The sequence below is a fragment of the [Leptolyngbya] sp. PCC 7376 genome, assembly GCF_000316605.1.
In the GTDB taxonomy this organism is placed as follows: Bacteria; Cyanobacteriota; Cyanobacteriia; order Cyanobacteriales; family MRBY01; genus MRBY01.
On sequence record NC_019683.1, the window covers coordinates 293,874 to 315,919 of the forward strand.

The window sequence follows — 22,046 nt, forward strand, 5'->3', positions numbered from 1 at the left end:
AGACGCTGCAATGCGTAGAATATTCATCTGTTCGGCTGTAATTGAAGGCGCTTCCCCTAAATAAACTTCAATCACCCGAGGATCATTTTGCACCTCATCCATCGTGCCTTCACACAGTACGGAACCTTGGTGTAAGACCGTGACTTGATCATTGGCAATTTGGCGGACAAATTCCATATCATGCTCAATTGCAATGATGGAATGACTCTCAGCTAAAGCCAAAAGCAAAGCACCAACATTTTCTGTTTCCTCATCGGTTAGACCAGCAGCAGGTTCATCCACCAACAATAAATCAGGAGACTGAGCGACTAACATGCCAATCTCCAAGCGCTGCTTTTCACCATGAGATAGCAAAGAAGCGGCCAAATCAGCCTTTGCTTCCAAGCCAATGGTTTCAATAAGTCCTACAACTGTCCTCGTTTCGGCAGATTTAGGAGGACTAAATAAAGTTGACAACACATTTTTATTGCGATTACAAACCAAGTCTAAATTTTCTCGAACAGTCAGATTCAGATAGACTCTGGGGGTTTGAAATTTACGCCCAATTCCTAACCTTGCAATTTTAAACTCAGGAATTTTTTTGAGGTTTTTGCCTTTAAAGAAAACATTCCCTTCTGTTGGCTGAACTTTTCCTGTAATTACATCAAGAAAAGTCGTTTTCCCAGCTCCATTAGGGCCAATGATGACGCGCAGCTCTCCAGTTTTCATACTGAAGTTCAAATTATTTAAAGCTTTAAAGCCATCAAAACTGACACTTAAGTCTTTTATCTCTAAAATCTTGTCCATTATCAATCCTTCATCACTAGCCATCAACAACGATATTTATTTCCCGACCATATCTTGTTCTTCTTTGATTACTTCAGGATCTTGCTCCAAACTCGGATAGGTCCAAACCTGTGGTCGATAGCCGAACCAAGATAAAACGTTTTTCCAGCCTTCATCTCTGACCCAACCAACAATGCCATTGGGCAGCACTGTGACGACGACCAAGAATAATGCGCCTTGGAAAAACAGCCACACTTCCGGGAAACTTTCGCTTAAAAATGTTTGGGCTAATCGCACTAAGAGTGTGCCAATAATTGCACCAATTAAAGTGCCCCGACCACCCACAGCAACCCAAATCACCATTTCAATCGAAAAGGCAACTTGCATAAAGCTCGGTGTAATAATGCCTGTTTGGACAGTATATAAAGCGCCCGCAACTCCGGCGATCGCCCCAGAAATAGCAAACACTAGAACCTTATAGCCAGTGGGATCATAACCAGAAAATCTAACCCTAGTTTCATCATCTCTAATTGCAATCAACAAACGACCAAAACGACCACTCGTCAACCAGCGGCAAAGATAATAGATGATGACTAAAAGTACGACCGTTAAGATATAGAAGGTTTTTTGAGCATTATCTGAACTGACAAGTACTCCAAAGATAGTTTCAGTATCAGTCTTTAAACCATTCGTGCCATTAATCAGTTTTTGTTGTCCATTAAAAAAGTTGAAAAATACGAGCAAAGCTGCTTGCGTCAAAATCGAAAAATAGACCCCCTTAATCCGGTTACGAAATACCAAATAACCAAGTAAACCCGCAACAATCCCAGGAATGACAATAATGGCAATTATCGTTATGGGAAAAGAATAAAAAGGCTGCCAAAATATAGGTAATTCTTTCACGCCATACAACGTAAAAAATTCTGGCAATTGACCATCAGGTAGCTGTAACTTCAGGTGCATTGCGAGAGCATAGCCACCCAGTGCAAAAAATATACCGTGACCGAGACTGAGTAATCCGGTATATCCCCAAATTAAATCAATACCTAATGCCACAATCGACAAGGAAAAGAAACGTCCAACAAGACGTAATCGAAAAGCAGGGAGTATCGCAGGTAAAACAACAGCGAAAATAATTACGAGGCCAATAAGAATGCCTATTTCAAGTAATTGTTTTTTCTGTTTTTGTTTTTTATCAAATTCTTTCTTACTATTCATGATCAATCCTAATTACAACTCTGCTGTTCTTCCTTTTGGTGGAAATAAACCGGCAGGTTTAATTTGCAAGAAAGAAATAATCAGACCAAATACCATTACTTTTGCCATACTGCTGGTCGCAAAAAACAGCAGAATATCCACTAGCGGCTTAAAAAAGTCTGACGAGGAAAACATTAAAGCAAGAGTTCCAGAACCAATCAGATAATTAATAATCCCAATACCAAAAGCAGCAATCACTGAACCCAATAAATTACCAACACCGCCAACAACGACAACCATAAAAGTATCAACAATATAGTTTTGGCCAGTATTCGGACCCACTGAACCGAGCAAACTCACAGCACAGCCAGCAACCCCAGCCAATCCTGAGCCAAGGGCAAATGTCAACGCATCGACTTTTGCCGTGGGAATTCCCAAACAGGAACTCATTTCACGATTTTGAGTAACAGAGCGAATCTTTAAACCCCAGGTGGAACGATTTAAAAACCAGTAGACTCCCACTAAACAAATAATCGTGAGAGCAATAATAAATAGACGAGCATAAGGCATTTGGAAATTTAAAACCTTAACGCCTCCCCTTAACCAGACTGGAGCAGTAACATCAACATTTCTTGCACTAAACCAAGCTTTCGTGAGTACTGCATTTTTACCAATCAAAAAACCTGTAACTACTGAGATACCAGCGGATATTGGCAATAAAATGGCAATCACTGAATTTCTAATCCTTTCCCAATTAGAACGGCGACTTAATGCAGTCATTCCACCGAAAAAGAGAAGACAAAATACGCCAATACAAATGATGAGTAGCCAATTCGCACTACGGACAAATTGACGCAGAATCAAACTAACGCCCCAGGTAGCCAGTAGAGTTTCTAATGGTCGCCCATAGAGAAAGCGAATAACTCCTTTCTCTAAAATCAAACCCATTATTGCTGCGACCACAAAGGCTGCGGGAATCGAAAAAATAATATAGAAATCGAACCAGGGATCTCCGAGAGATTTGAAGATATTCTGCACCACAAATGTCGTGTATGCGCCTAACATCATCAACTCACCATGGGCAAGATTGATAACCCCCATAAGTCCAAAAACAATTGCTAATCCCAACGAAGCAATTAGCAATACTGAACCGATGCTTATTCCATTAAATAAGCCTTCAATTAATGCAGACATGTATATTCCGACAATATTGAGACATCTTACAAAGCTCAGTAACAAACTAATCTTTGAAATTAATCAAAGATTATTGCACCAAACTATGCGGTACGACTAGTCAATTTCAGTTCGACAAGTTGTATTGAGAAAGAACCATAGACAAAAGGTTAAAGGATAAAAAATTAACCTTTAACCTTTTACTTTTCCGCAAACATAATTTGCTTTCCGATGAAGCTCACCAACTCACGTTAATGAGCTTCATTTTTCTAGTCTGATTTCAGACCTTAGACTTTGTACTTGCCGCCTTTTTCAGGATCAGTCCAGTCACAAGCATATCCTTTTGTCTCTGCAACATATTGGTTCCAGGGCACAGGATCAACAGGGCCGTCAGTAGAAGAAACAATTTCAAACAGACCATCTTCTCTCACTTCACCGATTCTCACGGTCTTAGAAATGTGATGGTTTGCTTGCATTGTTACTTTGCCTTCTGGAGCATCAAACTCTTGACCTACTGCAGCTGCACGGACAGCCTCAAGGTCAGTGGTACCTGCTGCTTCAACAGCTTGCTTCCAGAGGTAAACCATGATGTAAGCCGCTTCCATAGGATCGTTTGTGACGCGATCTTCACCGTACTTCTCCTTAAATGCCGCAACAAACTTCTCATTTGCAGGGCTTTCAACGGTTTGGAAGTAGTTCCAAGCTGCGTAATGACCTTTGAGGTATTCGGTACCAATTTGGCGAACTTCTTCTTCTGCAATACTGACAGACATTACAGGATACTTCTCAGCATCGAGACCAGCACCTTGCATCTGCTTAAAGAATGCAACGTTACTGTCACCATTCAAGCTGTTGAAGATAACACCACCGTCAGGAAGTGCTTGCTTAATCTTGGTGATAATTGGGGTAACTTCTGTGTTGCCTAGGGGAAGATAATCTTCTCCAACAGTGTTACCACCATTGGCTTCGAGTTGTGCTTTGATAATTGTATTCGCGGTACGAGGGAATACATAGTCAGAACCAACAAGGAAGAAGTCTTTTCCTTTATTTTCTAGGAGCCAATCAACAGCGGGCTCAATTTGTTGGTTGGGAGCTGCGCCAGTGTAGAAGATGTTATTGGAACATTCCTGGCCTTCGTATTGAACGGGATACCATAGCATATGGCCCTTAGATTCGAATACGGGGAGAACGGCTTTACGACTTGCAGAAGTCCAGCAACCAAATACGGTAACAACTTCGTCTTTGTCGATGAGTTTTGTCGCTTTCTCCGCAAAGGTTGGCCAATCAGATGCACCATCTTCTTTGATCGGTTCGATTTGCTTACCGAGAACACCACCAGCGGCATTAATCTCCTCAATCGCGAGCATTTCTGCGTCGACAACTGTGGTTTCACTAATGGCCATGGTTCCGCTCAGGGAGTGGAGAATACCGACTTTAATCGTATCTCCGCTATCGCCACCATCATCACCACCACCATCGGTAGCAGTAGGTTCTGAATCTGGCGTATCAGGTGTACCACCATCAGCACAACCCTTGAGGAATAGAGTGGCTACCAGGCCGGTTGACCCGTACAGTAAGAATTTACGTCTTCCTAATTTCGACATGGATAGATGTTGATAAATATTGTGGGTTAGGTATGCTACTCGTGAAGAGATAGACTTGTGTGTGTGGGGAGTTTAAGTTTTTTCTTGTATTTAAGAAAATATTATCGTGGCGTCATTATACGTAAAAAGTCGAGAAAAGTAAGATCATCATGAACAAAATGATGCTTACTATATGTATGCCGCCAGTCATTCTCATTTATGAACGAGTTTGCAAGGTTTCAGCCCTCATTCGGTTTATCAAGAATTATCAACGCCTCTTGAGATTTACAGGTTATTGAACAAGCTAATTTTCGATTTAGTTTCGCTAATCAATAGTTAATGAATTGGTGATCGCCACCAACAGCAAACAAGGTGTCTTGTTCACGTTTTCTTTTATTATTGTTCAGGGAAACTAATGCTGATCATTGTGACTAATTAAAACAGAAAATAACGCTGTGCCATTGGTAAAACATCAGCCGGTTCACAAGTCAACAATTCACCATCTGCTTTCACTTCATAAGTTTCGGGATTAACTTCGACATTGGGGGTTGCATCGTTGAGCTTCATGTCAGCTTTGCTAATCTTGCGGGTATTGCTCACGGCAACGGCAGGGGTTTTAATACCAATTTGGTCTGGAATACCCAATTCTAATGAAGCTTGGGAAACGAAAGTCAGGGATGTTGGTGCTGTTGCGCCACCAAAACTCCCAAACATTGGACGCATATAGATGGGTTGAGGGGTGGGGATACTGGCATTGGGATCTCCCATCTGTGCCCAGGCGATCGCCCCACCTTTGATGACAATTTCGGGTTTAACGCCAAACATGGCAGGTTTCCAGAGGCAAATGTCTGCGAGCTTGCCTTCTTCTAAAGAACCCACATGGTCAGCGATCCCGTGCATAATTGCAGGATTGATGGTGTATTTAGCGACATAGCGTTTAGCGCGGAAATTATCGGCAACTTCAGTGGTTGGGGAAGAGAGCACACCTCGTTGAACTTTCATTTTGTGGGCAGTTTGCCAAGTGCGAATAATGGTTTCACCAACGCGACCCATCGCTTGGGAATCAGAGGCGATCGCACTAAAAGCACCCAAGTCATGCAAAATATCTTCGGCAGCAATGGTTTCGCGACGAATCCGGGATTCGGCAAAGGCTACATCTTCAGGAATATTTTTGTCGAGGTGGTGACACACCATCAACATATCCAAATGCTCTTCCAGAGTATTAACGGTAAAAGGCCGGGTTGGATTAGTCGAAGAGGGTAAAACATTGCTATAGCTACACACTTTGATGATGTCTGGGGCATGTCCACCACCAGCGCCTTCCGTGTGATAGGTATGGATTACCCGGTCTTTGAAAGCGGCAACGGTATTTTCAACAAAGCCTGCTTCGTTAAGCGTGTCGGTGTGGATGGCAACTTGGATATCATATTCATCGGCAACATCCAAACAAGTATCGATCGCCGCCGGAGTTGTGCCCCAATCTTCATGGAGTTTTAATCCCATCGCACCAGCTTTCACTTGTTCAACTAAGCCTTGAGGTTGACTACTATTGCCTTTTCCCAAAAAACCTAAATTCATCGGGAAGGCATCGGCCGCTTGCAGCATCATCCAGATATTCCATTGGCCAGGCGTACAAGTGGTTGCATTGGTCCCCGTTGCTGGGCCAGTTCCGCCACCAATCATCGTTGTGATCCCAGAGGCGATCGCCGTTTCGATTTGTTGGGGACAAATAAAGTGAATGTGGCTATCAATGCCACCCGCTGTGACAATATGACCTTCGCCAGCAACAGCTTCGGTTGCGGGGCCAATAATAATGTCAACATCGTCTTGAATATAAGGGTTTCCAGCTTTGCCAATTTTGTGGATTTTGCCGTCCTTGATGCCAATATCCGCTTTCACAACGCCCCACCAATCAAGGATTAGGGCATTAGTGATCACCATATCTACCGCGCCATCTTCCCGAGAAATTGGCGATTGCCCCATACCATCGCGGATAACTTTACCTCCGCCGAATTTCACCTCGTCACCGTAGGTTGTGTAGTCCCGCTCGACTTCGATAAATAATTCGGTATCCGCCAAACGAACGCGATCGCCAACGGTGGGGCCAAAGGTATCGGCGTAGGAGCGGCGATTCATACGGTAACTCATGGGTTTAGTTCCTCTTGTTCTGGTGTGTGGATAAAGGTTGCAAAGAAAAGTTGGTTAGTTGGCAAACAATCGCTGGCGTAATTTCGGATGTTGCATTTGAGCGATATCGATGGAGGGGGTACAAGACCACATTTGTTCGAGTTGCATCGCTGCCGCCGTTGACCATGCGGCCTCAATATCTGGTGCGAGCTGGAGTAAAATCTGCTGGGCTTGAATATGTCCCAAAACGCCTAACCGAATGGCTGCCCCCAAGATACTCGTCACAAATCCATGTAAAAAAGCTAATCCTGTATCTCGTTCATTCAATCCAGCAACGGCGGCGATCGCCCCAAAAATCACGGGATGTAAGCCATGAATTGTTCCTTGGGCAGCTTCTCGATTCAGAATATCTAAACGCTCGTCCTGCCAAGTTTGACTTGCCACCATTAATAAAGCTCGGCCACTTTGGCGCTGGGTGGTACGGTTTTTGGAGATCGCCGTCTGCACAAAAAGTTGTCGATCAGCCTGTCTCACTGCGTCCAAATTATCGGCCTGAATCCCTCGATGACCATAAATTAATGCCACCGTATCGGTAACACCAACTTTTTTCCGTAATAGGATCCGAATAAAAGTCTGTAATGCTGATGCTGAGTCGATTTGACCTGTTTGTACCAAAGTTTCCAATCCATGAGAAAGGGTAAAAGAACCTGTCGGCAAAAAGGAATCGGAGAGCTGCATTAACGCCAGTTGCTGGGAAATCGAAGACTGCATTCTTTAGTGATGGTGGTGGGAAAAGTGAAGGGATTGTTGGGGCGATCGCCATTCATAATCGATCTTTAAACCGGGAATATGAAAATCGTGAATAGTCTTTTCCACAACGCTCTCATCAGCAACAAGTTGAAGATAAATTTTGTGGTCATGAATTGTGATCGGCCAGTGATGATTGCCCAGAGTATGACCAAGGTGCACCAACTTTATCGCGTGGTTCTCGATGGATTCTGCAAAGCTTAAAACCATCACTTTCTGTTCTTGTAGATGAACCAGCAATAAATCACCAGATTCGGTAAGAAGGACATCATCTGGACGCAGTGACCAATCCCGACTTTTGATAATGCCGACAGAAATCCCCGTGGTAGCGGTTGCTTGGATTCGGCCTTTCCCGCGATCTGTTTGACTTAAAGACACTTCCAAACAATCACCTTTCGCCTTTGCTGCTGAGACTCTTTGGGCGAGGTCATTATCTTCTGCGAGATTACCGAGATAATTTTGTGCGATTTCGATCTTGTCACTTGTCATCGTTCAACCAAACGTCAATTTTTTTGTTTCAATCCAAAATTGCCATGACCACTTCACTTGGGAATATAGGGCAAACTCGGGCGATCGCCACAGGAACGGACACAATTCAAAGCATATTTGAGATATTTTTTAATCTCTAGAGTTTTATTCGCCAAAATACGCACCAATAAACCCCGCTCATCCGGCAAGGTCGAACTCGATACGATCAACTCTGAACCATTGACCATATCGAGGGTTTCCAGCTTTTGACTCAAGACTTCTAGATCTACATTTGGCTGAACGATAACGATATTCGCTAACACCCGTTTGGCTGCAAACAGCTCACTATCTTTAAACAAATTGTCTTTACCATCCAAGTGAATTGAATCCCGAAACCACCGTTCTCCCGAATCTGACGTAATCTCTAAGCGATTGAAATAGTGAGTAAAGTCGTAGCATTCTCCCCTTGCCAATCTTCCGGGCAACACAATCTCACTCCAAAACAATTCCGCATCATTGTGAAGTTGAATTTGGGTGGTCTGCTCTAAGGAAGAATCGGCAAACAAAATCAGAGGTTCCGGCACAAACTCTAAACTGGCGCCCTCTGCCACTGAGATCTGGAGATGACTTTTCGCTTTGGTCTCTGCGATGGGCATTGCATGAATCTTCGTTGCGGATTGGTCAGTTAAATGCAGGCTAGCTCCAGCCTCCAGCGTCACAGAAACGTTTAATTCATCCCCGGCTAATAGTCCCGGTGACGTATTCGTAATGTAGAGATATGCACGGTGGGGATCAGCCCGATCAAGCCGAAACACCCCAGATAATCGCAACGGATAGGATGTGTATTGGTGGGTAACAATGGTTTGATCGAGGCGATCGCACTTTAGTACGACCTCCAAATTATTCCGAGTCATCTTACTTATCCTGCCGTCGATGCTGGACTACGGAATAACACCGTCTCAAGGATAAAATTCACCACCTCATCTAATCCTTCACCTGTTTTGCAATTGGTATAAACAATCGGTTTGCCACGTCGATGTTCTGGAGCTTGTTTACGAATCAAATCCAAGTCAGCACCGACATAGGGTGCAATATCGATTTTGTTAATCACCACGAGATCAGCTTGCACAAAACCGGGGCCATTTTTACGAGGAATATCATCCCCAGCACCCACATCAATCACGAAAATATAAGAATCAACCAAGTCATAACTGAAGGTCGAAGCGAGATTATCACCGCCACTTTCGATGAGAATTAAATCAAGATCGGGATAAAGGATTTCGAGATCTTGCACCGTCAACAAATTCATTGTGGGATCTTCGCGGATAGCAGTATGGGGGCAACTTCCAGTCTCCACACCAACAATGCGATCGCCCGGTAAAATGCCACCACTTTTGAGGCGATCAGCATCCTCTGTTGTCAATAGATCATTTGTGACGATCGCCACCTCGATCCCCTGTTTCATGAGGAGGGGAACAATACATTCGAGTAAGGCCGTTTTGCCACTACCGACAGGACCACCAATACCTAACCTTGCTGCTGTTGCCAAAGCTCTCAATTCCTTTCTAGTCTAATTTTTGATTGACGAGGGCATTAAACCCATAGATTTCGCGACTGCCTGCAACTGTCACCAATTCCACTTCTTTTTCATCGCCGGGTTCAAAACGCACGGCTGTGCCTGCCGGAATATTTAAGCGCATTCCTTTCGTCGGTTCGCGGTCAAATTCTAAGGCTGCATTCACCTCAAAAAAGTGAAAATGGGAGCCTATCTGTACAGGGCGATCGCCTGTATTTGCGACAGAAATTGTCAGAGTTTCACGACCAACATTTAATTCGATGTCGCCTTCTTTCGTAATTATTTCACCGGGAATCATAGCTCGATATCTCTAGTGCTGGATTAATTGTTAATGCTATTGAATGGGATTATGGACGGTCACCAATTTAGTGCCATCAGGGAAAGTCGCTTCCACTTGTACTTCGTCAACCATTTCTGGGATACCTTCCATCACCTCGTCTTGTTTTAGCAATGTTTTGCCATAACTCATCAATTCTGAAACTGTTTTTCCTTCCCTCGCGCCTTCCAAAATAGCAGCCGAAATGAATGCCACGGCTTCAGGATAATTGAGCTTAACGCCTTTGTCTTTGCGTCTTTCTGCCAGTAGAGCAACGGTAAAAATGGTTAATTTATCTCTTTCTTGAGGTGATAGTTTCATAGGTATGGTTTCTGTGGTGTGGAGTTACCCATGTTTAGGTGTTTCTAGAAACGTTTTAGCAGATTATCCAGCGTTGCTGAATTAAGAAACATCTCGACAGTAACGCCGTATTACAAGATAAGCATCGCAAAAGAAAATCTGTACATGAATTTTGTTTGTAAACCAGTCTCAGCTCAAAGAAACTCGGCGATCGCCATTGGCCTTGAGACAATCACCACAAACTCTTTTGTCTCAATCACATAACTGGCTGCTCTATGCCAGTTTATTTTCTTCTAGCGACCAAACAACCGTAAAATTTGTACGAAGAATATATAGAGAGTCACTCGATGGAAAGCTTGTGGAATGATCAGGATGCCGCAAATTATCAGGATGATTTGGGCTTGCGGGTCTATACTTCACGATTGTTAGGGCGTGATCCTTCCTTGGTTTTACATGGTGGTGGCAATACATCGGTCAAAATTACTGAGACTAATTTGGTCGGTGAGTCCGAAGAAATTCTCTATGTCAAAGGTAGTGGCTGGGATCTCGCAACGATTGAATCGCCTGGTTTTTCACCTGTGCGCATGGCTCATTTATTAAAGCTGGCGAAATTGCCATCCCTTAGTGACCCGCAGATGGTCAATGAATTAAAAACTCAAATGACCCAAGCCAGTGCGCCATCGCCGTCTGTGGAAACGATTCTCCATGCCATTTTGCCCTATAAGTATGTGGATCATACCCATGCCGATGCGGTTGTGACGATTACAAATACGCCTGGTGGTCTCGACCGCATTAAATCAATTTATGGCGATCGCCTGGTGATTATTCCCTATGTCATGCCCGGATTTGATTTGGCACGGGTTTGTGCGGAACGCTTTGCAGCTGAAGCGACAGACCAAACCGAAGGGATGATTTTAATGAACCATGGTATTTTTTCCTTTGGCGCAACGGCAAAGGAATCCTATGAACTCATGATCGCCTTGGTAAACGAAGCAGAAGAATATTTAAAAAGTCAACAAGCTTGGGATATCTCCCATCCAACGACCACACAAGAAGCCAAACCCATCGCTCAACCCCTTGCTCAGTTACGTCATGAAGTATCTGAAGCTGCTGGTTATCCAATGATTTTGAGATGTGATCGCCACCCAAAAGCCATGTCATTTGCTCAACGGGATGATCTCTCTACTATTTCCCAACAGGGTCCAGCCACCCCAGATCATGTGATTCGCACTAAACGTATCCCTTTAATTGGTCGAAATATTACAGCATATACAGCGTCCTATGAGAACTATTTTCAAGTCCAATCCAGTCAAATTGTGGCGGACAAAACCATGCTGGATCCAGCCCCCAGAGTTATCCTCGATCCAGAATTAGGACTCTGTAGTGCAGGGCGTAACGCTAAGGCAGCGGCGATTGTAGCAGATATTTATGACCACACCATGGACATCATCGCCCGCTCAGAAGCATTAGAGAATTATCAAGCGTTACCAGCTAAAGATATTTTTGAGATTGAATACTGGGATTTAGAGCAAGCCAAACTAAAAAAAGGTGGCACTCCAGCGGAATTTACAGGGGAAATTGCCCTGGTGACAGGGGCAGCATCGGGAATTGGGAAAGCCTGTGTTGACTCTCTATTAAAACGAGGTGCAGCGGTCATCGGCTTGGACATCAACTCAAAGATTGAAACACTCTATGATCGTCTTGATTTTTGTGGCATCACCTGTGATCTCACCAATGAGCAGGCGATCGCCACAGCCTTAGAAACAGCGATTCAAACCTTTGGTGGCTTAGATATGCTGATTCTCAATGCCGGGATTTTTCCAGCAAGTGCCCCGATCACGTCCCTGACAACCGAGAGTTGGCGACAGGTCATGGACATCAATCTTGATACTAATCTGGTGCTATTACGAGAATGTCAACCTTTTCTGAAGCTTGCGCCCAATGGTGGTCGAGTCGTGGTGATTGGCTCAAAAAATGTTCCAGCTCCTGGCAAAGGTGCAGCAGCTTACTCCGCTTCAAAAGCAGCCCTTACACAACTTACACGGGTTGCAGCCCTCGAATGGGGTGGCGATCGCATCCGTATTAATTCCCTCCACCCCAATGCCGTTTTTGACACCGGGATTTGGACAGAAGAAGTGCTGGCAAATCGCGCGAAAGCCTATGGTTTAACTGTCGATGAGTACAAAACGAATAATGTCTTAAAGGTTGAGATCACAAGCCATGATGTCGCTGAATTCGCCGCAGAAATGTGTGGGGTCTTATTCTCCAAAACAACCGCGGCCCAAGTCCCCATTGATGGCGGCAATGAGCGCGTCATCTAATAGCATCCTGGTTTTATTAATTGACGAATAAACCTCCAATCGATGCGAATCTCAACATCTAGAGGAAGTAGTGCCACTTCTAGATGTTGAGGTTATCAGAAGGCCGAAGATATAGACCCAATAGCTGTAAGATGACACCTAGCTTTATCGCCGTATTTCCTGACAACATCCACGTCATTCTCAGCCCTTTTGATTGCGGATTAACGTCTCCATAAAAATTACATCTCACAATAAATCCTGCGCTAAAGTATCGAGATAGGTATAACAAAATATTCAAGTCGTTAATCGTTTGAGCCCATCAGTTTGACGGTGAGCGGCACAATCATCGAATCACCATTACAGCCAGTAGTGCAAAACATCAGATCTGCTCTCAGTCTGGGGACTTGATTATGGAAGACCAACAAATACAAAATCTCCCCTCAGATGAGGCCATGGCTCGCTTAGAACAAGAGCTATCCCAAGCGCGAGCCAAAATAGCAGCGCTCGAACAAGCTCGTACGGAAGAAAAAAACAAACGCGAGCAAATCGAATTTGAGCTAAAAAACTCGCAACAAATGTTGCAACTCGTGATGGATACTCTACCGGAAACGATTTTCTGGAAAGACTTAGATTCCGTCTACCTCGGTTATAACCAAAACTTCGCAAATGATGCAGGCTTAACGATTCCTGGAGAAGCCCTAGGGAAAACAGACTTTGATATGCCCTGGACCACAGAAGAAGCCGAATTTTATCGGGCTTGCGATCGCCGCGTCATGTTATCAGACCAACCAGAGTTTGGCATTATTGAACCTCAGCTCAATAGCAAAGGCGAACATACTTGGGTAGAGACAAATAAAGCCCCTCTTCGCAACGTTAATGGTGAAATAATTGGAATTTTAGGCACTTATCACGACATCACCGAGCGTAAACAAGCCGAACTTTCCCTACAAAAACTCAATCAACAGTTAGAGAAACAAACAACTGAGCTCGCCGCCACACTAGAGCAACTCCAGCAATCCCAACTACAACTAATCCAGCGGGAAAAGATGTCAGCCCTCGGAAACCTCATTGCTGGGGTAGCCCATGAAATAAATAATCCAGTTGGTTTTATTTCCGGCAATCTCGAACCAGCTCAAGAATATGTCCAAGATTTATTCGAATTGCTAGATTTATATCAAAATGCTTTGCCGGAGCCGAGTGAAGAAATTATCGAAAAAATCGAGACTATCGATTTAGAGTATATCCAGGCTGATTTCCCCAAAGTTTTGAACTCAATGGGTGAGGGAATTAAGCGCATTGCCAATATTAGCAAGGGTCTCAGAACATTCAGCAGAGCTGATACTGAAAATCGCATTCTGTTTCAATTGCATGAAGGATTAGACAGTACAATCCTGATTTTGCAACATCGGCTAAAGGCCAATGAGGAACGCCCAGCAATCGAAGTTGTTCGGGACTACGGCAAGGAAGTGCCAGCGCTAAACTGTTTTCCGGGACAGATGAATCAGGTTTTTATGAACTTACTCGCTAATGCCATCGATGCCCTAGAGGAGTCTAATGAAGGTAAGGGTTTCGCAGAGCTCGAATCGCAACCGAATCGTCTGACCGTTTCAACGCGTTTCTCTTCGGCTCAGGATTCGGTGACAATCAAAATTCAAGATAATGGCATCGGTATACCAAAAGACATCCAAAATCAGATTTTCAACAATTCATTCACCACAAAAGATGTTGGTAAGGGGACAGGCTTAGGGTTGGCGATCGCCCGACAAATTATCGTCGATAAACATGGCGGCACACTCACATTCAATTCTTCCTCAGAACAAGGCACCGAATTCGTGATCAAGGTTAATGTGGCCTAAATATAAACAGCAGTATTTAGCCAATCAATGTTTGATGTAATGCCCGCCTGTAATCAGGATCAAGAAATTTCTTTTGCAATAGCTGCCATTCTTGCCAGAGCGATCGCCGTTTGCAGTTGAGCTGTTTAGAAATTGTTGGCAGTTTTTTACTGAGAGGCTGCTCGAAATGCTGCTGCAAAAAACAAGTGAGCACATCTAAATCCTGAAATTCACCAATAATGCTTTGCACCTGTTTAATTTGCTTGAGATCTCGTTTATAAGCTTTGCCATAGAACGACAAAAATAGCTCTCGATTGTAGCGCGATCGCTTGGCGACTTTACGGAGATTATGAAGATATTTACTGTGCTGAGCAAAGAGCTTATTGAGCTGAGCCGTCGTCGCTTTCTTCAGACTAATACCAACCCGCCAGCCAGGATGCATTAATAACGTCGCAAGTTGTGGCAACAATAAATCAGGCAAAATTAGACGAATATCAACAGCGGCGATCGCCTGATATTTTGGTTTCTCCAACCAGCCCTGTAGTTGCGATTTTAACGTTTGGTATTTACCAGAGAGAAGAAATGCTTTCGTAGCCTTAAATTGCTGTTGTCTCTCCTGTTTTAGGACTGCAATCAAATCTCCTAGACTTTGTTTTTCTGATTTCGGCAAGTCACCATCTGCAAGCTGAGTCAACGTTTCGAGCATGACATCACAATCCCGCAACCGACCAAGAAAACGACCACATTTCGCAATTTTTCGTTCGGTAATCGCGCAATCTAATGCCGCATTAAATCCAGCAAAAACACTCCGAAGCCGCCTGAGATTAACCCGCATTTGATGCAGATCTTCAGGATCCTTATCCTCTAAAACCGCACCCTCATACCGAAAAACTTGATCCGAACTTTTGGCGATCGCCTGATATGCCCAATCCCCAAACGTTTTTGGTGTCGTTTTGCGAGCAACCATTATCTTTTCGCATGGTTAGTTCTTCTTTGATCTTAGAGAATAACCAAGGACATTTAGGCAACTTTTTACGCCTCTTAATTATTCGACCCCTTGCAAAGAAAATGTCAGGATTGGTGAGCCAAGTCAGTATTCCAGATGAATCATCATTTTCCTTCGATAAGCTTTGTGTTAAGCGGTATTGAACATGTTGTTTAGTTCTTCGACTCCTTGAAGAAATTTCTCCCTTCGTTCAGATAGAGAGACGACTTCTCCCATTTGACGGCGAGGCCTGAGAAAATCATTCACCTCATCAAAAGCCTGACAGAATCTCTAGGCTGATTCAAACAATATCAGACAGTCACATTCAAACCTATTTTGACAACTCAGTTCTGAAAGAAGCTCTCAAGCTGATGTGGGGGAAATCAGCGTATCTTGCTCAGGGGTCAGTTCGCCTAAATGTCAGCTATTTCTTAACACCTCTACCATAATCTAAGGCGAACTGGCTTGCATCGACTGGTTTTCCAAACAGATACCCTTGCCCAGTGCTACAACCGATTTTTAGCAAATAATCCACTTGTTGTTGAGTCTCGATTCCCTCTGCTACTGTCGTCATGCAAAATGCATCCGCTAGACCAACTATAGTTTCTGCCACGGATCTGTCTGCGGCTTCACTTGGGATCCCCTGAAGAAAACTGCGATCGAGTTTCAGAGTTGTAAATGGCATTGATTTCAGAAGTGCTAAAGAAGAATAACCTGTTCCAAAATCATCAAGAGATAAGTTTACGCCAATATCACGTAGCTGTTGTAGTGTCGTTCTAGTCTCATTGAAATCCTTAGCCAGCACAGCTTCTGTTACCTCCAACGTCAAGAAATCTGCTTGCATATCTGTTGTGCTAAGCGCACTCTTAACAAGTTCTACTAGATTTCCTCTAATAATCTGCTCAACTGACACGTTAACAGAAATGTAATCGAGTTCCATTCCTTCATTTAGCCAACTGCTGAGTTGTTTACATGCTGAGACTAAGACAAACTGACCAATTTCAGAGATTAGTCCTGTCATCTCAGCTATTGAAATCAGTTCTTCGACAGATACGCCAGATAACCCTGGATGATCGCAACGAAACAAAGCTTCCGTGCCGATAATCTTCTTAGATGCTAAATCTACCAGTGGCTGATAGTGGATCTTAACCAATCCATCACGCAATGATTCACGAAGAAAATTCTCTGCGCGTATTGTTTTATTAAAATTGTTTTCAATGTCGGCGGAATAGAAGATTCTAGTATTCTTACCTGATGTTTTGCCTGAATATAATGCGATATCCGCTTTTCGAAGCAACTCAGTAGCATTATTCCCGTGGTCAGGGAATATGGAAAATCCAATGGTAGCCGTTACATAAATGTTGCTATCTTTTATCTGAAATGAGTCAAGAAAAGCATTGTTTATGGCTGTGATGATAGTCGTCAATGTTTGATGAAGGCTGTTATCATTTCGGCCTTTTACAATTACGACGAATTCGTCACCACCAAATCTTGACAAGGTGTGACACTCGGCGATTTGAGCTTTAAGTCGCTGAGCAACTAAAACTAGTAATTCATCACCGAAGATATGACCTTTACTGTCATTTATTCGTTTAAAGTTATCAATATCTAAGAATAAAACATAAAATTTACGTCTTGATGCACCTTGCTCGTTTATGCAACGATTAATTTCAGATAACAGACCTCGTCTGTTTGGTAAATCAGTTAGCTCATCGTGAGTCGAACGGTATTCGAGTTGTGCTTCATTCTCTTCTCTAACTCTTATTTCATTCTTTTTCTGGTTTAGTTCACGCGTCAATATATATAACAGTAGTGTCAGTAATATTAATGCTCCTGTCCCATAAGTAAGCGAGACTTCTACCCATGCTGGTAATGGGGGCTTAGTCAAATCACCGTACCACTTGTTCACCAGATCAAGGTATTGGGTTCGATTATTATTCTTGAAGTCCTTTAATGCCTCAGATATCTGAACGGCAAATGTTAAACCACGCTTTTTTGATACCGCGAAATGCCCGGTAGTATGGGCATACTGCATCCGAGTATCCTTGAGATCGAACTCGCGTGCATAATAGCTGCCAGCGATTTCTTCTATTGCTACAGCATCTGCTGTTCCATTGGCGACAAGCTGCATTGCCGATCGTGTGCCGTTTGCCGTAATAAAGTCTGTCTCTAGACCAAGCTTTTGTGTAAGTTCCCTGAATTTTTCACCAAAGTAGTCGTCTTTAATTACGGCTACACGCAATCCCTTCAAGTGAAATGGAGAGTCAATATCATTGTCCTGATTAACAAACACACCTCCCCATGCTATGACGATGGGCTCATTTACAATAAATACATCATCGCGGTCTCGATTCACATACGGAAAATGAATATCCAATTCACCGCTCTTTAGCTGAGCACCCAGTTCTCTTGAAGTCCCTTCGACTCTTACAATGCGCCAGTTTTTGTCTTCTTCAAGATACTCAAGCAAATCAACTATGAATCCTTTTGTCTCACCATCCTGATCCTTGAATGAGAACGGCCAACCTGAATCCTCTACTCCAATGCGGATAATATCTTGTTCGCTATTGGACTGAGCGATTTGGGTTAGTGTATGTCTTAACAAAAGCAAGCAACATAAAACTAACAGGATTCTTCGTAAGAAGAACGAACAACTATTATTTTGAAGCCTAGCTAATACTAATTTCATTGAGCTAATACTATTTCTGGGGTACAGGGTAGGAGATTCAAAAAGGCGTATCCTTCTAGAGAAGCAATTCCCAGAAAAGGAATACACCATGACTCAAGATAATCTAGTCGAGTTCAAAGCACTAGAGATTACTGAAAGCTTTGAAACTGTCAGGATTGGGTAGCCAAGTCAGTATTCCAGATGAATCATCATTTTCCTTCGATAAGCTTTGTGTTAAGCGGTATTGAAAATGTTGTGTAATTCTGGGAGTGTCAAGAATTTTGTGTAACGTGAGTTCTGGATAAGGAAATGAGACTCTAATTGAGTTGGAGAGAAGGTTTCTTAGGCTGATGACAATGGGCAATCAAGCCACACAGCAAATTGACGCAGAAGTTCGCTGGACTACGATGCCTAGAGTGCTCAATCTGAGAAATGTTCTTCAGTTGGTCAATCACGGTTTCAATCAAAGCTCGTTTACGAGCGATGAATGTATCTTGCCAGAGCATCAAGTGATTCTTCATATTGCGGCGAGGTTTAGCAATTAACATCACATCATGTTCTTCTTTGAGATGTTGTGCCAGAGCTTGGGACACATAGCCCTTATCTCCAAAGACTTTGCTGAATAAATTCCGTAACAGTTCGACGACAGGCTTTCTGTCATCAATATTGCCAGGAGTGATTTGTACATGAAGTAATTCTCCCCGATCATTAATGACCAGATGGAGTTTGAAGCCAAAGAACCACCCAACAGAGGTTTTACCTCTAGCGGCATGACCGTTAAAGACTCGATGTTGGGCAATACGGCGATTGTGACAAACTTTGATACTGGTGGCATCAATGAAACTAATGCCTGTGCAATCTCCATAACAGTCACATAAATAGGCACATAGAGGCACTAAGCTGGAGGGCATCCATGCCACAAAGCGTTGATAACTCACTGCTTTGGGAAAGGCTTTTTGCCAATAGTGTCGCACCATCAGGAGATAGAAATGCTTGAAATTACGATAGTGAGATTGATGAAATGCAATCAGTATCGTCATCACCTCACTCAAGCTTAGGCTTCTAGAACGGTGACGATACCTTTTGCAAGAGCTAAGTAATTCTTGATGCCACTGAGGTTCAAAGACCTGGCAGAAATCGTCAACGTCACAAAATAAAGCGTCTAAACTAAGCATAGGAGAAAGCTGTGGATTGGTTTCAACTGCCACGATATGAGCTTTCTTCTTTTCTTTCCTTATCCAGAACTCACGTTAAGCAAAGAAAATTCTTGACACTTCCTCAGGCACCTTCTTTCTCGAAGAAGTTGGAGAACCACATTGGAGCAATGGTCTATTTTCTCAGACACTATAATCTCTCTCTTCAGTTGTGACCATTACTCGTGCATCACCACTGCTTTTTCTTTACGGTGACGATAAAATAAACCCATTGATTTTTATGTCCACAGACAAAGATTTTGCCTCAAATTATTAGGCAAGATTTTTCGCTTCTGCTACCCACTGCTTCACAATCCCCACCGATGGTGCTAGATCTCGACGACGCATGTTAGCAACGTGGAGTTTGACAATACTTTGGTGCAATCGATTAAAGGGTGTTTGGGCTAATTGGGGAACCGACGCAATCCCGCAATGTAAAATCAAACCGCAATATTCCACCCCAACACTTTTTAGTCGCGCTAAATCTGCCAAGGCGATCCATTTCGACACATATTGCGGATGAATCTGTAATTTTGCCGCCAGATCATGCTTTGCTTTCGGGCTCTGAGTCGCCAACAAAAGCTGATGAGTCGTGCGAATATCGTTGGCATTTAAGAGTTTTTGATGTTCCTCACTCAATCCAGGTAGATCGGCGATCGCCCAATTGCAGGAAGCCATAAGAAATGTTGTTAAAATGGGAGGATATATTACAACTAAAGCTGTCGTTTAACCCAAGAGTTCTAGAAAATTTATGTCTGCTGCCGTTGCTGTTGCCAAGGAAAAGTTAGAGAATCCCCCCCTAGATTTGCATTACTTAGGCGATAAGGTCCTAAGACAAAAAGCAAAGCGAATTGCGAAGGTTGATGACTCGATTCGGGTCTTGGCAAAGGAAATGCTTCAGACAATGTATAGCTCCTATGGCATTGGCTTAGCTGCACCTCAGGTTGGCATCAATAAGCGCCTTATCGTCGTGGATACAGACCCCGAAAATCCAGAAAACGAAGCATACGTTTTGATCAATCCTGAAATAAAAAAATTCGGGAAAGACATGTGTGGCTTCGAGGAAGGTTGTCTCAGCATTCCCGGCGTTAATTTTGAAGTATTGCGTCCTGACGAAATTGAAGTGTCTTACCGTGATGAACTTGGTAAGCCGAAACGAATCAAAGCATCAGGCTTGCTGTCTCGTGTCATCCAGCACGAAATCGATCATCTCAATGGCGTGATGTTTGTTGACCGCGTGGACAATCAAATTGCCCTCGACGAAGAACTGAAAGAACACGGCTTCTCTTCTAAGTCTGTAAAAAAAGTCTAGTTTTTTTGATTTAAACAATTTACTTATGACCCAAATGAGGGGTAGCGAATCGCCACCCCTTTTTTTGCGGCCTATTTCATGAAGTTTTGTATGTTCGCCCCTGATGTTATGTTTCTTCATCAAAAATCCTGTGGGGAATCTCAGTTGGCGATCGCCCATTCCTTGATCCCGTTACAAAGCATTTTTGTTTTTTCACCCAAGCACATCTCTCAAAGCTTTGGTGTCTAGACTTTTAACCCTTTCTATTTCTCCAAAAAGTCATCTTTTTAGCCTCAAAACAATATGGTGATCATCCCTGAGTGCAAATGCTCAATAGTAGTAAAAATGAACCTTTTTGCTTATTGTCTTTATTTATATAGAAATAAAATATAAAATTATATTAGTTTATTTATAAAACCAAAAATAGCCTTTTTATGGATTTAAAGTCTCCTAATCAATTTCAAGATCATTTTAAAAGCGAAAAGATTATTGATTCAAAATAAATAGCTCTTTAATTCCAAAGACAAATTCCTAATAATGCACTCAGACCTGCAACATTTAGGAGCAAACGCCATGACAATGACCCTTGCGGTATATGGCAAAGGTGGCATCGGTAAATCAACCACAAGCTGTAATATTTCAGTTGCCCTTGCTAAGCGCGGCAAAAAGGTTTTACAGATTGGCTGTGACCCAAAGCATGACAGTACGTTTACGCTCACTGGGTTTCTCATCCCCACCATCATTGATACCCTCCAAGAAAAGGATTTTCACTACGAAGATATTTGGCCAGAAGATGTCATCTACAAAGGTTATGGCGGTGTTGATTGCGTAGAGGCAGGTGGCCCTCCAGCAGGCGCTGGTTGTGGCGGTTATGTTGTTGGCGAAACGGTCAAACTCCTCAAAGAACTCAACGCCTTCGACGAATACGATGTCATTCTCTTCGATGTCCTAGGCGACGTGGTTTGTGGCGGTTTTGCGGCTCCTTTGAACTACGCAGATTACTGTCTCATCGTTACAGACAACGGTTTTGACGCTTTATTTGCAGCGAATCGCATTGCGGCATCGGTACGAGAAAAAGCGCGGACTCACCCTCTACGTCTAGCTGGCTTGATTGGTAATCGCACCTCGAAGCGTGATCTCATCGAAAAATATGTGAGCCACGTGCCCATGCCTGTGTTGGAAGTTTTGCCGCTCATCGAAGATATTCGTGTGTCGCGAGTGAAGGGTAAGACTTTATTTGAGATGGCAGAGAAGGATCCAATGTTGGATTATGTTTGTGATTTCTACTTAAATATTGCCGACCAAGTGCTTGCTGCTCCTGAAGGTGTTGTACCTAGTGAAGCGCCGGATCGTGAGCTGTTTAGTTTGCTGTCTGATTATTATCTCAATCCACCCAAGGAGAAAGAAGACGAGCTTGATCTGATGATGGTTTAGAAAACTTGCGAGGCGATCGCCACCTAGC

19 protein-coding genes and 1 pseudogene are annotated in these 22,046 nt (G+C 43.3%); 5 read left to right on the forward strand and 15 right to left on the reverse strand.

Annotated elements, in window-relative coordinates; all coding sequences use genetic code 11:
* Window positions 1-42: 42 nt before the first annotated feature.
* The 11 genes and pseudogenes from urtD to ureA all read right to left on the reverse strand — a co-directional run.
* Window positions 43-789, reverse strand: a pseudogene (gene urtD / locus LEPTO7376_RS28590) (urea ABC transporter ATP-binding protein UrtD); the annotation flags it as partial.
* A 33-nt stretch (window positions 790-822) separates the two neighbouring features.
* The gene (gene urtC, locus LEPTO7376_RS01280; protein ID WP_015132485.1) at window positions 823-1,983 is read right to left on the reverse strand and encodes an urea ABC transporter permease subunit UrtC; all 1,161 of its coding nucleotides are present in this window, start codon (window positions 1,981-1,983) and stop codon (window positions 823-825) included.
* A 12-nt stretch (window positions 1,984-1,995) separates the two neighbouring features.
* On the reverse strand, window positions 1,996-3,156 hold the full coding sequence (gene urtB / locus LEPTO7376_RS01285) for an urea ABC transporter permease subunit UrtB (RefSeq protein ID WP_015132486.1): 1,161 nt from the start codon (window positions 3,154-3,156) through the stop codon (window positions 1,996-1,998).
* A 266-nt stretch (window positions 3,157-3,422) separates the two neighbouring features.
* Window positions 3,423-4,739, reverse strand: a complete 1,317-nt coding sequence (gene urtA / locus LEPTO7376_RS01290) for an urea ABC transporter substrate-binding protein (RefSeq protein WP_015132487.1) — start codon at window positions 4,737-4,739, stop codon at window positions 3,423-3,425.
* A 414-nt stretch (window positions 4,740-5,153) separates the two neighbouring features.
* On the reverse strand, window positions 5,154-6,866 hold the full coding sequence (ureC, locus tag LEPTO7376_RS01295) for an urease subunit alpha (protein ID WP_015132488.1): 1,713 nt from the start codon (window positions 6,864-6,866) through the stop codon (window positions 5,154-5,156).
* 54 nt (window positions 6,867-6,920) lie between these two features.
* Window positions 6,921-7,616: an urease accessory protein UreF gene (locus LEPTO7376_RS01300; RefSeq protein ID WP_015132489.1), complete on the reverse strand. Its 696-nt coding sequence runs from the start codon at window positions 7,614-7,616 to the stop codon at window positions 6,921-6,923.
* A gap of 3 nt (window positions 7,617-7,619) precedes the next feature.
* On the reverse strand, window positions 7,620-8,141 hold the full coding sequence (locus LEPTO7376_RS01305) for a hypothetical protein (protein WP_015132490.1): 522 nt from the start codon (window positions 8,139-8,141) through the stop codon (window positions 7,620-7,622).
* A gap of 53 nt (window positions 8,142-8,194) precedes the next feature.
* Window positions 8,195-9,034, reverse strand: a complete 840-nt coding sequence (locus LEPTO7376_RS01310) for an urease accessory protein UreD (RefSeq protein ID WP_015132491.1) — start codon at window positions 9,032-9,034, stop codon at window positions 8,195-8,197.
* A 5-nt stretch (window positions 9,035-9,039) separates the two neighbouring features.
* Window positions 9,040-9,669, reverse strand: coding sequence for an urease accessory protein UreG (gene ureG / locus LEPTO7376_RS01315; protein ID WP_015132492.1), 630 nt, complete (start codon window positions 9,667-9,669; stop codon window positions 9,040-9,042).
* 16 nt (window positions 9,670-9,685) lie between these two features.
* A complete protein-coding gene (gene ureB, locus LEPTO7376_RS01320; protein WP_015132493.1) occupies window positions 9,686-9,994 on the reverse strand; it encodes an urease subunit beta in 309 nt (102 codons plus the stop codon).
* Window positions 9,995-10,030: 36 nt separating this feature from the next.
* Window positions 10,031-10,333, reverse strand: coding sequence for an urease subunit gamma (gene ureA / locus LEPTO7376_RS01325; RefSeq protein ID WP_015132494.1), 303 nt, complete (start codon window positions 10,331-10,333; stop codon window positions 10,031-10,033).
* 326 nt (window positions 10,334-10,659) lie between these two features.
* Between ureA and LEPTO7376_RS01330 the strand changes: the two genes are divergently transcribed.
* A complete protein-coding gene (locus LEPTO7376_RS01330; RefSeq protein ID WP_015132495.1) occupies window positions 10,660-12,633 on the forward strand; it encodes a bifunctional aldolase/short-chain dehydrogenase in 1,974 nt (657 codons plus the stop codon).
* 389 nt (window positions 12,634-13,022) lie between these two features.
* The gene (locus tag LEPTO7376_RS23110) at window positions 13,023-14,468 is read left to right on the forward strand and encodes a sensor histidine kinase (RefSeq protein ID WP_015132496.1); all 1,446 of its coding nucleotides are present in this window, start codon (window positions 13,023-13,025) and stop codon (window positions 14,466-14,468) included.
* A gap of 16 nt (window positions 14,469-14,484) precedes the next feature.
* On the opposite strand, the gene LEPTO7376_RS01340 is transcribed toward LEPTO7376_RS23110, so the two are convergent.
* Window positions 14,485-15,414, reverse strand: a complete 930-nt coding sequence (locus LEPTO7376_RS01340; protein ID WP_015132497.1) for a CHAD domain-containing protein — start codon at window positions 15,412-15,414, stop codon at window positions 14,485-14,487.
* 11 nt (window positions 15,415-15,425) lie between these two features.
* Between LEPTO7376_RS01340 and LEPTO7376_RS26135 the strand changes: the two genes are divergently transcribed.
* The gene (locus LEPTO7376_RS26135) at window positions 15,426-15,596 is read left to right on the forward strand and encodes a hypothetical protein (protein WP_160148357.1); all 171 of its coding nucleotides are present in this window, start codon (window positions 15,426-15,428) and stop codon (window positions 15,594-15,596) included.
* A gap of 260 nt (window positions 15,597-15,856) precedes the next feature.
* Here the strand turns inward: LEPTO7376_RS26135 and LEPTO7376_RS01345 are convergent, their stop codons facing one another.
* The 3 genes from LEPTO7376_RS01345 to LEPTO7376_RS01355 form a co-directional block, all read right to left on the reverse strand.
* Complete coding sequence (locus LEPTO7376_RS01345) at window positions 15,857-18,121, reverse strand: EAL domain-containing protein (RefSeq protein ID WP_015132498.1); 2,265 nt, start codon at window positions 18,119-18,121, stop codon at window positions 15,857-15,859.
* 296 nt (window positions 18,122-18,417) lie between these two features.
* Entirely contained in the window at window positions 18,418-19,275 is an 858-nt protein-coding gene (locus LEPTO7376_RS01350; protein WP_015132499.1) for an IS982 family transposase, read from the reverse strand.
* A 291-nt stretch (window positions 19,276-19,566) separates the two neighbouring features.
* Window positions 19,567-19,971 (reverse strand): DUF4332 domain-containing protein, encoded by a 405-nt coding sequence (locus tag LEPTO7376_RS01355; protein WP_015132500.1) that lies wholly within the window; start codon window positions 19,969-19,971, stop codon window positions 19,567-19,569.
* Window positions 19,972-20,044: 73 nt separating this feature from the next.
* On the opposite strand from LEPTO7376_RS01355, the gene def reads away from it, so the two are divergent.
* Complete coding sequence (gene def / locus LEPTO7376_RS01360) at window positions 20,045-20,605, forward strand: peptide deformylase (protein WP_015132501.1); 561 nt, start codon at window positions 20,045-20,047, stop codon at window positions 20,603-20,605.
* A gap of 552 nt (window positions 20,606-21,157) precedes the next feature.
* On the forward strand, window positions 21,158-22,018 hold the full coding sequence (gene bchL, locus LEPTO7376_RS01365) for a ferredoxin:protochlorophyllide reductase (ATP-dependent) iron-sulfur ATP-binding protein (protein WP_015132502.1): 861 nt from the start codon (window positions 21,158-21,160) through the stop codon (window positions 22,016-22,018).
* Window positions 22,019-22,046: the final 28 nt, after the last annotated feature.

Coding starts and splice junctions, on each gene's coding strand:
- LEPTO7376_RS01310 (WP_015132491.1), bottom strand. CDS start 9,034: ATGACTCGGAATAATTTGGAGGTCGTACTAAAGTGCGATCGCCTCGAT.
- LEPTO7376_RS01340 (WP_015132497.1), bottom strand. CDS start 15,414: ATGGTTGCTCGCAAAACGACACCAAAAACGTTTGGGGATTGGGCATAT.
- LEPTO7376_RS26135 (WP_160148357.1), top strand. CDS start 15,426: ATGGTTAGTTCTTCTTTGATCTTAGAGAATAACCAAGGACATTTAGGC.
- LEPTO7376_RS23110 (WP_015132496.1), top strand. CDS start 13,023: ATGGAAGACCAACAAATACAAAATCTCCCCTCAGATGAGGCCATGGCT.
- urtB (WP_015132486.1), bottom strand. CDS start 3,156: ATGTCTGCATTAATTGAAGGCTTATTTAATGGAATAAGCATCGGTTCA.
- LEPTO7376_RS01300 (WP_015132489.1), bottom strand. CDS start 7,616: ATGCAGTCTTCGATTTCCCAGCAACTGGCGTTAATGCAGCTCTCCGAT.
- LEPTO7376_RS01330 (WP_015132495.1), top strand. CDS start 10,660: ATGGAAAGCTTGTGGAATGATCAGGATGCCGCAAATTATCAGGATGAT.
- urtA (WP_015132487.1), bottom strand. CDS start 4,739: ATGTCGAAATTAGGAAGACGTAAATTCTTACTGTACGGGTCAACCGGC.
- LEPTO7376_RS01345 (WP_015132498.1), bottom strand. CDS start 18,121: ATGAAATTAGTATTAGCTAGGCTTCAAAATAATAGTTGTTCGTTCTTC.
- def (WP_015132501.1), top strand. CDS start 20,045: ATGTCTGCTGCCGTTGCTGTTGCCAAGGAAAAGTTAGAGAATCCCCCC.
- LEPTO7376_RS01350 (WP_015132499.1), bottom strand. CDS start 19,275: ATGCTTAGTTTAGACGCTTTATTTTGTGACGTTGACGATTTCTGCCAG.
- ureB (WP_015132493.1), bottom strand. CDS start 9,994: ATGATTCCCGGTGAAATAATTACGAAAGAAGGCGACATCGAATTAAAT.
- LEPTO7376_RS01355 (WP_015132500.1), bottom strand. CDS start 19,971: ATGGCTTCCTGCAATTGGGCGATCGCCGATCTACCTGGATTGAGTGAG.
- urtC (WP_015132485.1), bottom strand. CDS start 1,983: ATGAATAGTAAGAAAGAATTTGATAAAAAACAAAAACAGAAAAAACAA.
- ureA (WP_015132494.1), bottom strand. CDS start 10,333: ATGAAACTATCACCTCAAGAAAGAGATAAATTAACCATTTTTACCGTT.
- bchL (WP_015132502.1), top strand. CDS start 21,158: ATGACAATGACCCTTGCGGTATATGGCAAAGGTGGCATCGGTAAATCA.
- LEPTO7376_RS01305 (WP_015132490.1), bottom strand. CDS start 8,141: ATGACAAGTGACAAGATCGAAATCGCACAAAATTATCTCGGTAATCTC.
- ureC (WP_015132488.1), bottom strand. CDS start 6,866: ATGAGTTACCGTATGAATCGCCGCTCCTACGCCGATACCTTTGGCCCC.